Source organism: Psychrobacter immobilis (assembly GCF_904846175.1).
In the GTDB taxonomy this organism is placed as follows: domain Bacteria; phylum Pseudomonadota; class Gammaproteobacteria; order Pseudomonadales; family Moraxellaceae; genus Psychrobacter; species Psychrobacter immobilis_E.
The window spans coordinates 117,348-131,818 of record NZ_CAJGZM010000004.1 but is presented as its reverse complement, the minus strand read 5'-3'; the positions used below and the strand labels follow the sequence as shown (position 1 = coordinate 131,818).

General features: G+C 42.3%; 13 protein-coding genes. 10 read left to right on the top strand and 3 right to left on the bottom strand.

Annotated features, from left to right (window positions below; translation table 11 throughout):
* The first annotated feature begins 130 nt into the window (after positions 1-130).
* Positions 131-1,333, top strand: coding sequence for a serine/threonine transporter SstT (gene sstT / locus JMW39_RS07075; protein ID WP_201545144.1), 1,203 nt, complete (start codon positions 131-133; stop codon positions 1,331-1,333).
* 202 nt (positions 1,334-1,535) lie between these two features.
* Here sstT and JMW39_RS07070 read toward each other — a convergent pair whose 3' ends face one another.
* Together JMW39_RS07070 and JMW39_RS07065 are read right to left on the bottom strand one after the other, a co-directional pair.
* Positions 1,536-1,859: a chaperone modulator CbpM gene (locus JMW39_RS07070; protein ID WP_201545143.1), complete on the bottom strand. Its 324-nt coding sequence runs from the start codon at positions 1,857-1,859 to the stop codon at positions 1,536-1,538.
* A 115-nt stretch (positions 1,860-1,974) separates the two neighbouring features.
* Entirely contained in the window at positions 1,975-2,949 is a 975-nt protein-coding gene (locus JMW39_RS07065) for a DnaJ C-terminal domain-containing protein (RefSeq protein ID WP_201545142.1), read from the bottom strand.
* 458 nt (positions 2,950-3,407) lie between these two features.
* On the opposite strand from JMW39_RS07065, the gene JMW39_RS07060 reads away from it, so the two are divergent.
* On the top strand, positions 3,408-3,770 hold the full coding sequence (locus tag JMW39_RS07060; RefSeq protein ID WP_201545137.1) for a septal ring lytic transglycosylase RlpA family protein: 363 nt from the start codon (positions 3,408-3,410) through the stop codon (positions 3,768-3,770).
* 103 nt (positions 3,771-3,873) lie between these two features.
* Here JMW39_RS07060 and JMW39_RS07055 read toward each other — a convergent pair whose 3' ends face one another.
* The gene (locus JMW39_RS07055; RefSeq protein ID WP_201545136.1) at positions 3,874-5,880 is read right to left on the bottom strand and encodes an ATP-binding cassette domain-containing protein; all 2,007 of its coding nucleotides are present in this window, start codon (positions 5,878-5,880) and stop codon (positions 3,874-3,876) included.
* Between the two features lie 533 nt (positions 5,881-6,413).
* Between JMW39_RS07055 and erpA the strand changes: the two genes are divergently transcribed.
* The 8 genes from erpA (at position 6,414) to def (ending at position 14,271) form a co-directional block, all read left to right on the top strand.
* Entirely contained in the window at positions 6,414-6,794 is a 381-nt protein-coding gene (gene erpA / locus JMW39_RS07050) for an iron-sulfur cluster insertion protein ErpA (protein WP_413786221.1), read from the top strand.
* 359 nt (positions 6,795-7,153) lie between these two features.
* A complete protein-coding gene (locus tag JMW39_RS07045) occupies positions 7,154-7,510 on the top strand; it encodes a roadblock/LC7 domain-containing protein (RefSeq protein WP_201545135.1) in 357 nt (118 codons plus the stop codon).
* A 284-nt stretch (positions 7,511-7,794) separates the two neighbouring features.
* On the top strand, positions 7,795-9,378 hold the full coding sequence (gene gshA / locus JMW39_RS07040; protein WP_413786220.1) for a glutamate--cysteine ligase: 1,584 nt from the start codon (positions 7,795-7,797) through the stop codon (positions 9,376-9,378).
* Between the two features lie 70 nt (positions 9,379-9,448).
* A complete protein-coding gene (locus tag JMW39_RS07035; RefSeq protein ID WP_201545133.1) occupies positions 9,449-9,961 on the top strand; it encodes a disulfide bond formation protein B in 513 nt (170 codons plus the stop codon).
* Between the two features lie 486 nt (positions 9,962-10,447).
* Positions 10,448-11,068 (top strand): copper resistance protein NlpE, encoded by a 621-nt coding sequence (locus JMW39_RS07030; protein WP_201545132.1) that lies wholly within the window; start codon positions 10,448-10,450, stop codon positions 11,066-11,068.
* 225 nt (positions 11,069-11,293) lie between these two features.
* Positions 11,294-12,793 carry a UDP-N-acetylmuramate:L-alanyl-gamma-D-glutamyl-meso-diaminopimelate ligase gene (mpl, locus tag JMW39_RS07025; protein ID WP_201545130.1) on the top strand — a complete coding sequence of 500 codons (1,500 nt, stop codon included), beginning with the start codon at positions 11,294-11,296 and terminating at the stop codon, positions 12,791-12,793.
* A 437-nt stretch (positions 12,794-13,230) separates the two neighbouring features.
* Positions 13,231-13,485 carry a GlsB/YeaQ/YmgE family stress response membrane protein gene (locus JMW39_RS07020; protein WP_201545128.1) on the top strand — a complete coding sequence of 85 codons (255 nt, stop codon included), beginning with the start codon at positions 13,231-13,233 and terminating at the stop codon, positions 13,483-13,485.
* 231 nt (positions 13,486-13,716) lie between these two features.
* Positions 13,717-14,271: a peptide deformylase gene (def, locus tag JMW39_RS07015; protein ID WP_201545126.1), complete on the top strand. Its 555-nt coding sequence runs from the start codon at positions 13,717-13,719 to the stop codon at positions 14,269-14,271.
* Positions 14,272-14,471 lie beyond the last annotated feature (200 nt).

Sequence of the window (14,471 nt, the reverse complement as noted above, 5' to 3'; positions counted from 1 at the left end):
TTAGCCCTATATGCCTAGGCAGCTACAGGTTAAAGATAGGCGTTTCTCTTAAAAAAATGCTACCATCCTTCGATTGCTTTTAGGTTTTATAAAAAATCTCATATTTATTGACTAAGTCGAGGGTGTATAGATGCGTTCATTGATTGCGATGTACCAGCGTATAGGGTTGGTACCGCTCATTATTATCGGTTTAATATTAGGTGTTTTGATTGGCTGGCTGGCACCAAATGTTGGCATTGCGTTAGGATTATTAGGGACGCTATTTGTCGGGGCGCTAAAAGCGGTCGCGCCGATATTGGTATTTATTTTGGTCATGGCAGCCATTAGCCAGCATCGCAGTGGCAATGAGGTGTATGTCAAACCTGTACTGATTATGTATATGTTCGGCACCTTTTTGGCCGCCCTAACGGCGGTTGGCGCCAGCTTCTTATTCCCCACAGAGCTGATATTAGTCAATGCCACCATTGAGCAAGTACCGCCAGCGAACCTTAAAGAAGTATTGACCAACTTGCTGATGAATTTGGTCGCCAATCCGGTAAATGCTATCGCCGAAGCCAATTACATTGGTATTTTAGCTTGGGCAATCATCATAGGTTTTGCCTTGCGTCAAGCCAGCGATACCGCGCGTACGGTAGTCGGTGATTTTTCTGATGCCATCTCACAAGTGGTAAAATGGGTCATCGCTCTAGCGCCGTTTGGTATTTTAGGCTTGGTTGCCAATACGGTCGCTGAGACAGGCTTTGCTGCGCTAGCAGGTTATGCGCGCATCTTAATGGTACTGGTTGGTTGTATGATATTTATCGCTTTGGTCGTCAATCCAATGATTGTCTTAGTGAAGACCGGCAAAAACCCTTTCCCATTGGTATTCACCTGCTTACGTGAGTCAGGTATTACAGCATTTTTTACTCGTTCATCAGCCGCCAATATACCAGTTAATATGAACCTTGCGCGTAAATTAGGTCTACACGAAGACACTTATTCGGTCACCATTCCATTAGGCGCAACCATTAATATGGCCGGCGCGGCGATTACGATTAACGTTTTGACCCTTGCGGCAGCGCATACGCTTGGTATCGAAGTAACCTTTGCGTCAGCGTTACTACTAAGTTTGGTAGCAACAATTAGTGCTTGCGGCGCTTCTGGTGTCGCTGGAGGCTCATTACTATTGATTCCATTGGCAGCGAGCCTATTTAGTATTCCAAACGACATTGCCATGCAAGTAGTGGCGATTGGCTTTATCATCGGTGTGATACAAGACTCGGCAGAGACCGCACTAAACTCTTCTACAGACGTCTTGTTTACTGCCGCAGCTGATCCAAAATATGCGCGTTAATTTTTAACTAAGCAGCTTGTTTTCAAGTATTTTCTATAAACAATAAAGGGTCTCATATTAGAGACCCTTTTTTTATGTGCTAAATAGTAGGTGATTCATTAATTTAAACATTCACTTTAAATAGTTGCATTAAATAATAGTTTTAAATAATAGTTTTAAATAACAGCTTTAAACATTTGCTTCAAACGAGTGTTTTAAACAGTTACTTTAAATGATCAACATCTACTTCGATCACTGGGGTTTGCATGTCGAGCTGGCGCTTAAATTGGCGTAGCTGCTCAACCTCATCTAATAACTCCAGTATCAGACCAATCGCCGGCACGCTAGCTTCAAAGTCGCGGCTCAGGCGTGAGGCACGGCGCACAGTGGTCAATTGATAACCGGTGAATTGTTGGCGCTCTGGCACATCATACTGGATGATATTTTCTTCAATCAATTCGATGACCCATTGGCGCTCTTGGCCACAGGCAGATACGAGCTCATCTAAGTTCAAGATAATATCGGTAAATTCAGGCGAGTGTTTCATCATGATTATCCTCGTTTGCTTTTTATTTTATCGTTATCGTATGGTCTTTATCTCTATTGCAGGGTTTGTAGTCATTACTTTTTCACGTCATTTTGCTATTTGTTAATCGCTTTGGTTAACGGCTGATACTGGTCTCAGCAAAAGCTTCTTTGAGCTGCTCATAAGCTTTGGTAGCGGCCTCGCTACTGATATCAGGGTTAACGATATTTAAGGTTAAATATAAATCGCCCGCTTGTTTAGCAGGAATGCCCTTACCTTTTAAACGCAGATTACTGCCAGATTTACTGTTTCTAGGAATCGTCACGCCAAGCGTCCCTGCTGGGGTACTGACGTTGATTTTTTCACCGAGCGCTGCTTCCCACGGCGCTATATTAACGGTTTGATAAACGTCAGCGCCTTCGATGCGGATATTATCGGCATGACGAATCTTCACCTTTAAAAATAAATCGCCATTTTTACCACCGCCAATACCCGCTGCACCTTGTCCCGCTAGACGAATTTGTTTGCCATCGGTGATGCCTTTTGGAATCTTAATTTTCAGCGTTTTATTGTCGTAATCGACACTACCGTTTGCTTGACGAGTAGGCACATTTAATTTAATGCTGTAATCGTCACCGTCATATACCGACGCCAAATCAACCGTAATCTCTGCATGCTGGTCCTGACCCTTACTATCTTGCGCGCCAAAACCGCCACGCTGCGATTGTCCACCTGCCCCGCGACCAAAAGCGGAAAAAATATCATCGAAGCGAAAACCGCCATCACCATAAGCTTCGCCTTCGCCAAACTGACCTTTAATATCTTCCCAGCGGTAGCCACCTTGTCCGCCCGCTGATTGCCCACCGAATCCACTCGCACCAGCCTGACCGGCAAAGGGATTGTTGAGCATGGCATCGTATTCCGCCCGCTTGTCTTTGTCTCTAATGGTTTCATAAGCATTGTTAATTTCTGCAATTTTATTATCCGCGTCGGGAGCGTCACTGACGTCAGGATGATATTGACGCACAAGCTTACGATATTTCTTCTTAATGTCAGCATCTGTGGCGTCTTTTTTGACCCCTAAAATGTCGTAATAATTTTTTTCTGCCATGTTATTTTTCCTCAATATAAAAGCACGTTGATAAGAAATGCTATGCCAATGTAAACGAGATGATAGGAAAGTTTATTTAACGGCGACATAACAGATCGCCATTATCATCTAGTAATCATGATAACAATAATAAAAGCTCGTACCGTTAGATAAATATTACCAGTACTGTCACCCACTATTAAACCCATCACTCATTGTATAAGTATAAAAGCTATGTATATAGGACATCATGGGGATTTTATTAATAAAATTAAATACATAGCATCGTTATCTAAGATAGATAAATCTAAAAATTTTAGAAAAAATAGCACGTTTTGACCTTAAGAGTTCTTTTACATGCCTGTAATAATATAACAAGCTCCTTCTTGTAAGATACTTTCATTATTTGTACTCACAGGGAGTATGGATAACATAGGCAAGAATACCTGTCTATCTCATCAATAGCATACAGGTTTTAAATGTCTTATTTAATCAAGTCTTTAGTCATCACTTTATCGCTGCTGCTCAGTACCACCGTTTTTGCCGGCAATACCAGTTACTATGGTAGTAAGTTCCATGGCAAACGTACCGCAAGTGGCAGCATATTCAATATGAATTCTCTGACCGCTGCGCATAAAACGTTACCATTTGGGACCAAAGTAGAAGTAACCAACAAAAAGACAATGCAGAGCGTGATTGTAAAAATCACAGATAGAGGACCTTTTATTAAAGGTCGTATTCTGGATTTATCCAAAGCTGCTGCTGGTCAAATAAACTGCGAGCTTTGTACGACTACCATGAAGATACTCTCTTATGGTGATGGTAAATATCGTATGCAATAAGCACATAAAATACTAAAAAGGGAAGGCCTAAGCCTTCCCTTTTTTATGACTAGCTTTTATCTCTTGGTTTTTATTAAAACTAAGAGATAAGCGTCTTGTAGTGCTAGCCTATACTGGCTTCCATTTCTTCTAAGGTCGTCATCGCCAGCAATAACTTTTCTTCATTATCGCTATGCTGCTGCTGTAGCGCCGTTTGCTCATTCAGTAATTTCATTAAATCAGCTTTACGGCTTTCTTCATAAAGCTCAGTATCGGCAAGCTTGGTCTCAAGAGTCGCTAACTTCTTATCAATATCAGCCAACGCTTTTTCTGTATTCTCAATATCGCGGCGAATAGGTGCAGTTAATTTGCGTTGTTCAGCGGCTAATTTGCGCTGCGCATCTTTACTAAGCGCAGGTTGAGACTCGTTATTGCCCACTTGCTGATTGACCCCAGTATCGTTAGTTTCACGTGAAACAAACTTCTTGCTTTCCTTTTTGCTCTTTTTCTTACTATTGCTTTTATCGGGCGTATTTTCTTGCTTACGTTTTTCAGCCAGCCATTTGCCATAGTCGCTGATGTCGCCATCGAATTCTTCGATTATACCGTCATGGACCAAAAACAGCTCATCACAGACGTTGGCAATCAGCTCGCGGTCATGCGATACCAGTACCACTGCCCCTTCAAATCCTTGCAAAGCGATGGTCAAAGCCTGACGCATTTGTAGGTCTAAATGGTTGGTTGGCTCATCGAGTACCAACACGTTCGGACGTTGCCAAACAATCAAAGCCAAGGTTAAACGCGCCCGCTCGCCACCGGAGAATAGCTCACTTATGGTATCAATACGGTCGCCACGGAAATCAAAGCTCCCCAAAAACGACCGTAACATCGCATCAGACGTTTTGCCTGCTAAACGACGCAGCATCTCTATCGGAGTTGCTTTGGGGTCAAGGATATCCATTTGATGCTGGTTAAAGTAGCCAAGCTTTAGCGTATCTGAAACGTTATAACTGCCTTTTAACACGCCAAGCTCACCGACCAAGGCTTTAATCAAGGTCGACTTACCCGCGCCATTCATTCCTAGCAGTCCGATACGCGTATCAGGAGTCACTTGTACATTGGCATTATAAAGGAGCGGGGTATCACTATAGCCGATATCGGCATCGGTCAGCTCAATCAATGGAGAGCTCATATTCGCTGGCTCATAGAAGCGGAACGAGAACGGGTTGTCTGCCATCATTGGAGACAACTCCGCCATGCGCTCAAGCTGCTTGATACGGCTCTGCGCTTGCTTTGCCTTACTGGCTTTAGCGCGGAAACGACGAATAAAGTCGTCTAAATGCGCCTTAGTTGCTTCTTGCTTTTCAAACGCTTGCTGCTGCTGCGCCATACGCTCATGACGGGTACGAATAAACTGCTGATAGTTACCGGTATAAAGGGTGATTTTTTGCTGTTCAACGTGCAAGATATGACCAACGGTGTTATCCAAGAATGTCTGGTCATGCGAGATAACGATGACCAAACCAGTAAAGGCATTAATCCACGTCTCAAGCCATAAAATCGCATCTAAGTCCAAATGGTTGGTTGGCTCATCAAGTAGCATCAAGTCTGCACGGCTCATCAAGGTCTTAGCAAGGTTTAAACGCATACGCCAGCCGCCCGAAAACCCTTCTACGGGCAGCTCATGTTGGCTGGTATTAAAACCAAGACCCGCCATGATTTGTGCCGCTTTGGTCGGCGTACGATAACCATCAATCTCATCAAACTGCTGATGTAATACGCCAATCTGATCGTCACTGACACTGCTTAAATCATTTAAAGCCGCATTAATCTCGTACCACTGCTCATCGCCGCTTAACACATAATCAATTGCCGTTTGTGTGGTCGCGCCAACTTCTTGCGCCATGTGCGCCACATGCCAGCTATCAGGAATACTGATTTCGCCCTTATCAAGCGTCACTTCGGTATCACCTGTGCCCATGCGTGTCAATAATAAGGCAAACAAGGTAGATTTGCCTGTACCGTTATTGCCCGTCAAGCCAACTTTATGGCCCGGATGTAGCTGGAAGCTTGCCCCTGCAAACAACTCACGACCATCACGGCGAACACCAACGTCTTTAAATTCGATCATATAATTTCTTCATCTCAACAATAATATAAAACTTAAGGCAATAAAAACACACGTCTGGCATGTTTACAGGCGGCTATTATTTCAAACGCTTGCCGCATAGGCAAACGATTAAATAACTATTTTAAATTCAACTCTTTATACTGCTAAAAACCACTCGTTATGATGATGGAGCGCGAACGATTTAAAAGTTTGTTATTTAAAACCGCTATCTCGTTGCAAACGCTGCTGTCACCCTTGACAAATCAATCAATACCCCAATTATGATATACTAGTAAAACACTATTGACATCATGCAGTTAAGTGCCTAGTTTTAAGCGTCGGCAGCATTGCTATTCATCAAATCGCTATGCCACAATGTCGCAATGCCAAAATAAGCGCTCAACATCAGCATCTAGATGCCTTGACCAAATATAAATATATTACCGTAGCCTATGCTTTATCAGCCGCTACTCATCAGTCGCCCTATCCAGTATAAATAGACGACCTCGCAAAAATAAGAAACAAATCATTTGATTTTAGCAACTGAGGTAGATATGAACGAATCAGCCAACCAATTTAACCCAAGCTCAAGTCAGCCGATCGACCCAACCGCGCTGAACTTAACTGACAGTGCGGCAAAAAAAGTACGTCGCCTGCGTGAAGAAGAAGGTGACAGCAACCTGATGCTGCGTGTCTACGTGACGGGTGGCGGCTGTTCAGGCTTCTCTTATGGCTTTAACTTTGCCAATGAGCTTAATGAAGATGATGCCAATTTTGATAATGAGGATGTGACCTTAGTCGTCGATTCGCTAAGCTATCAGTATCTGCAAGGTTCTACCGTTGACTATACCGAAGGCTTAGAGGGCGCGCGCTTTATCGTCACCAACCCAAATGCCACCACTACTTGCGGCTGCGGTTCATCGTTTTCTCTTTAAGCAGGTCGAGAGAGTTACGTCATTTTAGAAGCAATACAGTGCTGTTGGGATAAAATTAAGTATACAATCGTAAACTGAAAAAGTCATTTTTAACCGATAATCGGGTAAAAGGTGGCTTTAGTCGGTTTACGATTGTTTTTTTATGGAGATATGCTTAAATACCGTCTTCTTTTGAGTAGCTAAACTAATCAATACCATTTTTTAGCTGCTACTTAAAAAACTTTTTGCAAAGCCACTGCTTGCGAGCCTTTTATTAAAAGATTTTTGTTAGAAGATTTTTTATTAAAGGATTTTGCTATCAAAGGCTAATGACGGCAAAACAATCCCATTCCTATCCCAAATAATTAAGGCACATCCTCATGGCTAAGTTATCACTTGATGCATTAAACGACATTGACGGCTTTATCGCAGCAGCGTTAGTAGACAGCGAATCTGGTCTAGCAATGGCCACTCTTGGCTCTGGCATCGATCTTGAACTGGCTGCCGCTGGTAATACTGAAGTGCTGCGCTCTAAGCGCAAAGTTGCAGAAGCGTTAGGTTTAAATGAGAACATCGAAGACATTCTTATTACCTTGAGTAAGCAGTATCATTTGTTACGCCCATTGGTACGTAATGACAACTTATTTTTATACCTTGTACTTGACCGTCAAAAATCAAACCTTGCCATGGCACGTCATATTCTAAAAGGTTTCGAGACTGAATTAGAATTTTCATAAGCCTGTTTTTTATTTAAAGCATTGACTCATTTACATGAAATAATGAATTTAAAGCATCTACTTGATAAGTAGGTGCTTTTTTTACTTAAGATGCGCTGATTGCAAAATTTTATTTTATCTTTTATCCAAGAAACAACCGTAGTTTAACCACAACCGAAGCTTACTGTATTTGTAATTGTGCGTGGTTTTTAGGGTAGCTTTGGGCTAAACTGACGTGAATATCTCACCCCTTTTTGCAATCGTACAGCAATCGTGTGGCGACTGACCATAACTAATAACAACAGATGACTATTATGAGTAATTTTGCGAGCAGCTTTGTAGATTTTGAAATTCCAAACTGGTTTGATAGCAAGCATTTAAGCGGCATGCTGCGCGGTATCGAAAAAGAAGGCCTACGTGTTAAACCTGACGGGTTTTTGGCCCAAACGCCACATCCTGCCAAACTTGGCTCAAAGCTGACCCATCCGTTTATCACCACTGATTATTCAGAGAGTTTGCTTGAACTTATCACTGATCCCAAGACTTCACCGAAAGAGACGCTGACCATGCTGCGTCAGCTGCATTTATTGGTTTACCAAGGTATGCCTGAAGGCGAGCTGATGTGGCCATTATCAATGCCGTGCATGCTATCCTCCAATGATGAAGATATTCCGCTAGCAGATTATGGCAGCTCTAATACCGGTAAGCTAAAAACCTTATATCGCAGTGGACTCGGTATCCGTTATGGTCGCCGGATGCAGACCATTGCAGGTTTACATTATAACCTGTCCTTTGGTGATGACTTATTTAGTGCATGGCAAGCGCAAACACCAAGCGCACAAGATTTGACCCTAACAGAATTTAAAAACGACAAGTACTTGGGTCTTATTCGTAACTTTAAACGTCTGACCAGTTTGTTGCTGTATTTATTAGGTGCCAGTCCCAGTGTGTGCCCGTGCTTTGTGTCAGGTATCGAGCATGACCTTGAGCTGCTTAATGACTCAACCTACTATAAACCGACTGCGACCAGCCTACGCATGGGCAAGCTTGGCTATACCAACAGCGTGCAAGAACACCTTGATATTCGTTATAACAATCTACCCGAGTATGTCAAAGGTCTACGCCGTGCGATTCAAACCCCGCATGAAAGTTTTCAAAAGCTAGGCTTAAACGATGCAGAAGGCAATCCGATTCAAATCAATGATCATATTCTACAAATAGAAAATGAGTACTATAGCCCTATCCGTCCAAAACAAATTGCTGAAAGTGGCGAGAGTCCAACCGAAGCGCTTGAGCGTCGCGGTATTGCTTACGTTGAGTTTCGCGCTATCGACCTCGACCCATATAGCGATATTGGTATTCGCTTATCTAGCGCCTGCTTTTTAGAAGTGATGGCACTGTACTGCCTGCTCAGTGATTCGCCAGAGCTAATGCCAGCAGAAGAAGAGGCGCTGGCTGTTAATTTGGAGCGCGTGGTCAACGAAGGTCGCCGTGAGAACTTGCAAATCATTAATAATGGTGACGAGCAAACCCTTGAAAGCTGGATGCTCACCCACCTAAGCCGTATGCAGCCATTGGCAGAGCTACTTGATGCACACTATGGTGGCAATGAATATCGGACGGCGGTTGCCTTGATGCAAGGTAAAGCGGGACATTCTGAGTCGACTATCTCGGCGCAAGTTAACTCAGATAGTAAGCGTTTAGGCAGCTTATGGCAGCTTGGCTTTACTTTAGCACAGCAGCATCGTGAGTCGATACTACAGCAGACTTTGAGCCCGAATACCCAAGCCAAATATGAAGTACTTGCCGAAAAATCTATCTTGCAGCAAGCTGAGCTTGAAGCAGCTGAAACCGAAGACTTTATGGATTTTTTACAGCAATACCGCTAATTGTTTATTAATTTCAATATTTATCAATTTTAACCTTTATCAATAAGCACTTTATAAGAGTATTCGCCCCATGCGACAGTTGACCACTTACCGTAATCTGCAAGTGTTTTTAGTAATAATGACCGTGATAGGCATGAGTTTTGCGCTATTTTTCTTACAGCGTTATATGGGATTTTCGCCTTGCCCGCTGTGTATTTTTCAGCGTATTGGTCTGATGATTATGGGCGGCTTTGCTTTAATCGCAGCGCTGTTTAATCCAAAATCAATGGTGGTGCGTTTGCTATTATGGCTTGGGAGCTTAGCAGGTATCGGTTGGGCGGCTGTAGTCGCAGGTCGTCATGTATGGCTACAACATTTGCCTGCTGACCAAGTGCCATCATGTGGTCCCGGCTTAGATTATTGGCTTGATACCTTGCCGATGCAGCAAGTCTTAAAAGAGGTATTCGCTGGTTCTGGCGAATGCGCATCTGTTGCGTGGAGATTTATGGGTTTGAGTATCCCTGAACAATCTTTGATTTTATTTAGCCTTTTGATAGTGGTGCATGTGCTGATTTTATGGCGTATCATGCGCCCTGCTCGCTAGATTATCTTTATAAACAATTTTTCTAACGGCTGTTAATCATTTCCTAACTTCTTTAATTGCGCGTCATTATTAACCAGCACTTATAACCGTCATGCTTAATTGTACTGACGGTTATTTTAGTTTTATAGCCTATAAAAGCTATTTATTTGATATTTTCACCCTATCATCACTACCCATAAACCTCCTTAGTCACTTTTACGCTTTGATATCTCTATAAGATTTATCTACCCTATTGGAATAACGATAGATTCCATAGCCCATTAATCGCATATAGACAGTGTTTTTAATGCTTATATACGATGTTATTGATTAGCTCGTTTACAGTTATCACATAATTTAACGAAGTCTGGGTCGCGCGTTTTACTTATTGCCGTTAAGCTTGTCCTATTTAGTTTTTGATTATTTTTATTTTACCAATGCCATAGTCAGTTTTCCTACTGGCAAGGTTTAGATACACTATTTAAAAAACTGTTTTTTGGTAATACTATGATGAATTTCTCGCCTACTTGCTGTTTTGCGGTTACCGCTATCAGACGCTGTACGCGCCCATTGTTAGCGATACCACTTTGTCTATTACTGATGAGCTGTGACAGCGCATCCTCTTCTAATAATAAAACAACGCAAACTGCACCGATAAATAGTCTAGAGCAGGCTGATGGGCAAAGTGATGCTGCTCTAGAGAATGGTAGTAGCGATATAGTCAATGAGGCAAATGGCGAACAAGGTCAGTCACTTATTGCAGCGGCCAATGCAAAAGACAATACGCGAAGCTCACCGATGATTTCTACAGTGAATAGCGATAGTACTTTGCAAGCAACGTTGATGGGGGATTATGGCGGTATTGTGCCATGCGCTTCTTGCGACAATATCGACATTACTTTAAATTTATTCGCTGATGGCTCTGTGCTAAAAACCAGTGTCTTTAATGATGCAGAGCCGACCAATCCGCCTTTGCTAGAATCTGGGGTTTATCGCCAAGATGACAATAAAATCACCATTGTCTACGAGAAGAAAAACATCGAAACCTATCAAATTAGAGACAATCATTTGATTATGATGGATGCCGATAAAAATCCTAATGATGACTATACTCTGTCGCGTCGCTAAGCAGACAGGTAAACAGGATTTTGCGCAAATCATCTAAACCAATCATCTAAACCAATCATCTAAATCGAGTTTCTACATAACGCCTACTTACTGGGCGTTTTTTATTGGTCATCTTATGGTGTTTACTTTACAATGAGCCTTTGTCTATTGAGCTTTCTGCTGCACTAATATGTGTTGCCTGACATTCAAGCTCAATTCCCTTTTTCAAGCGTGTACGGAACGTCTATGCATATTCATATTCTTGGTATTTGTGGTACTTTTATGGGCTCGCTGGCGTTACTCGCGCGCGCGCTTGGGCATACGGTTACAGGCTCGGACGCCAATGTCTATCCACCGATGTCGACCCAACTTGAAAATGCGGGCGTGACGATTGCCGAAGGTTATTTGGTAGAACATTTGCAGCCGACGCCTGATTTGGTGGTGGTTGGTAATGCGATGAAACGTGGCATGGATGTCATTGAATATATGCTTGATAGCGGTCTGCGCTATACCTCAGGGCCACAATTTTTATCTGAACAAGTGCTGCAATCTCGCCATGTCATCGCTGTGGCTGGTACGCATGGTAAAACCACCACGACAACCATGCTTTCTTGGATACTGCATTATGCCGGTATTGATACGGGGTTTTTGATTGGCGGTGTGCCATTGGTCGATACTACTGATGCGCACTTACAGCAAGTCTTTGCGCATAGCAGCTACTTGGGTGCTGAAAAAACCGTTGATGGCGATGTAGAAAAAGCAGGTTACTTCGTTATTGAGGCTGATGAATACGATTCGGCATTTTTTGATAAGCGTTCAAAGTTCGTTCACTATCGTCCGCGTACTGCAATTTTAAATAACCTCGAATTTGACCATGCCGATATCTTCGCTGACCTAAACGCTATCCAAACCCAGTTTCATCATATGGTACGCATGATTCCAAGCACCGGTAAAATCATCATGCCAGCGGCGACCATTAGTTTAGAAGATACCTTGGCAAAAGGCGTTTGGACACCGATTTGGCGAACTGCTGTTCTAGATTCGTTGGCAGATAATACCGATATAGAAGACAAAACGTTAAAAAACAGTAGCGACTGGCAGGCTGAGCTTATCAGCGCCGATGGCGGTCAATTTAATGTCAGTTTTGTCGCGGATACTGCTGATAAAGAAGCAACAGGCGTCGTCGATTGGTCAATGAGTGGCATTCATAACGTCAATAATGCTTTGGTTGCGGTCGCGGCTGCTTATAATGTTGGTGTCGATGTCAAAACTGCCTGCGCGGCATTATCAGCCTTTGCTGGTATCAAACGCCGTATGGAGCTGATTGGCGATGTAAATAACATCTTGGTATTTGATGATTTCGCCCATCACCCGACCGCCATTACCACCACCTTAGATGGTGCCAAAAAGAAACTGGCGAACAGACGCATTTGGGCGATTATCGAGCCGCGCAGCAACACCATGAAAATGGGTATTCATCAAGACAGCTTGGCTGAGTCCGCTGCCCTTGCCGACCATACTTTATGGTATGAGCCAACAGGACTTGAATGGGGTCTAAAGGACGTCATCGATAATGCCAAGGCTAAAAACCCGAATATCGCAAGTCAGCAGGTACTCTCTAGTACCGAGGCGATTATTGAACATATTATTACCTATGCCAAATCTGGCGATGCTATTGTCATTATGTCGAATGGCGGCTTTGAAGGGATTCATCAGCGTCTATTAACTGCGCTGCGTAACCAATAAAATGCTGCTAAAAAACTAAAAACATTGAAGTATTTCTATCTTAAAAGCGTGGTTCCGTTAAACGAACCACGCTTTTTTATGGGCGTTTTTTCTCAGTCAAATTTATAGCCAAGCTAACAGTCAAACCTACAGCCAAGCTAACAGTCAAACGCATATCCAAATCAGCCGTTATTTTTATGCGCTAAATTACTTTTCTTAAATTTTCAAATTTTATCTTCTCAATTAGCCATGGCGTTAGCGACTTTACTACCTTTGTAACCTACCGTTTACCTATCTCCTCTGCTTGATAGCAAATATGGCTTTTTCCTCACACAGCCCGTACACAGATAACATTTCGTCCTTACTTTTTTAAGTAAGGAATGATTACAATGAATTCATCAAAATAAGTAACATATTATAAATAACAGTATAAATTAAACCCTATTAGGAGAATAACAATGAGCTTTATTTGGATGATTATCGTAGGTTTGGTCGCAGGTTTATTGGCTCGTGCTATTAAGCCGGGTAACGACCCTATGGGTTGGATTATGACCATCGTTTTGGGTATCGTTGGTGCGATGCTAGGTGGTTTTGTCGCAGGCTTAATCGGTATCAATGCTGATGGCGGCTTTACTGGTCTAATATTCTCAGTAATCGGTGCAATTATCTTACTATTTATCTATGAGATGATTATGAGTAAACGCCGTATATAATTGATGCATACCACTCATAGCGTTTAATCTAATTAAAGAAATATAAAAAGGTCTTGCTCAATGCAAGGCTTTTTTTATTGATGCCATTTTTCTGTCTTAATTATTAATCATAAGTCTTGCTTATGTTATTAAATAAGGATAAAGAACCTCATGTATTGATAAGCATTACTTTTGTCCCCATTTATCTTATAATATCAGACCTATTTTATCTTTATCATTGAGGTGAGCCTTATGGCGTTACTCCCTATTTTAAGCTATCCTGACCCGCGCTTACGCACGATTGCTAAGCCTGTCAAGGAAGTCACGGCTGAAATCAAAACCTTAATCGCCGATATGATTGAGACCATGTATGATGCCCAAGGTATTGGGTTAGCAGCGAGCCAAGTTGATCGCCATATCCAGCTTATCGTCATGGATTTATCGGAAGATAAAGATAGCCCAAGGGTTTTTATTAATCCTAAGGTCACGCCGTTGGTAGAAGAAAAGCAGCCGTACGAAGAGGGTTGTTTATCGGTACCTGAAGTCTATGATAAGGTTGAGCGTCCAAGTAAAGTGCGTATCGAAGCCTTGGACGAGAATGGCAACAAGATTGATGAAGAAGTAGAAGGTTTACTTGCTGTTTGTATCCAACATGAAATGGATCATTTAAACGGCGTCATTTTCGTTGATTATTTATCGCGTCTCAAGCAAACGCGTGCACGTGATAAAGTACGTAAAGTCCTTAAAATACGTGAGAAGCAAGGCGAAGAGATACACGATAAACAGCCGCAAACTACCCACTCTTAATTGATTCATTCATTTATTTTTTAAGCCGTATTTTTCGTCATTTAATTATTAGTAAGAAATATCGTTCGTTAAGAATTTATACTTGCCGCTTAATTTTAGCCGCGGCAATAAGTACGATGATGGTTTTATAACGACGATAGTATATGACGATGGTATTGGCTTTATAATCTCCAACATTTTTATTCTCTGACATCTAGTGT

What these genes read in the sequence shown, in the direction of transcription:
- sstT (WP_201545144.1), top strand. Translation starts at nt 131, where the DNA reads ATGCGTTCATTGATTGCGATGTACCAGCGTATAGGGTTGGTACCGCTC.
- JMW39_RS07070 (WP_201545143.1), bottom strand. Translation starts at nt 1,859, where the DNA reads ATGAAACACTCGCCTGAATTTACCGATATTATCTTGAACTTAGATGAG.
- JMW39_RS07065 (WP_201545142.1), bottom strand. Translation starts at nt 2,949, where the DNA reads ATGGCAGAAAAAAATTATTACGACATTTTAGGGGTCAAAAAAGACGCC.
- JMW39_RS07060 (WP_201545137.1), top strand. Translation starts at nt 3,408, where the DNA reads ATGTCTTATTTAATCAAGTCTTTAGTCATCACTTTATCGCTGCTGCTC.
- JMW39_RS07055 (WP_201545136.1), bottom strand. Translation starts at nt 5,880, where the DNA reads ATGATCGAATTTAAAGACGTTGGTGTTCGCCGTGATGGTCGTGAGTTG.
- erpA (WP_413786221.1), top strand. Translation starts at nt 6,414, where the DNA reads ATGAACGAATCAGCCAACCAATTTAACCCAAGCTCAAGTCAGCCGATC.
- JMW39_RS07045 (WP_201545135.1), top strand. Translation starts at nt 7,154, where the DNA reads ATGGCTAAGTTATCACTTGATGCATTAAACGACATTGACGGCTTTATC.
- gshA (WP_413786220.1), top strand. Translation starts at nt 7,795, where the DNA reads ATGACTATTATGAGTAATTTTGCGAGCAGCTTTGTAGATTTTGAAATT.
- JMW39_RS07035 (WP_201545133.1), top strand. Translation starts at nt 9,449, where the DNA reads ATGCGACAGTTGACCACTTACCGTAATCTGCAAGTGTTTTTAGTAATA.
- JMW39_RS07030 (WP_201545132.1), top strand. Translation starts at nt 10,448, where the DNA reads ATGATGAATTTCTCGCCTACTTGCTGTTTTGCGGTTACCGCTATCAGA.
- mpl (WP_201545130.1), top strand. Translation starts at nt 11,294, where the DNA reads ATGCATATTCATATTCTTGGTATTTGTGGTACTTTTATGGGCTCGCTG.
- JMW39_RS07020 (WP_201545128.1), top strand. Translation starts at nt 13,231, where the DNA reads ATGAGCTTTATTTGGATGATTATCGTAGGTTTGGTCGCAGGTTTATTG.
- def (WP_201545126.1), top strand. Translation starts at nt 13,717, where the DNA reads ATGGCGTTACTCCCTATTTTAAGCTATCCTGACCCGCGCTTACGCACG.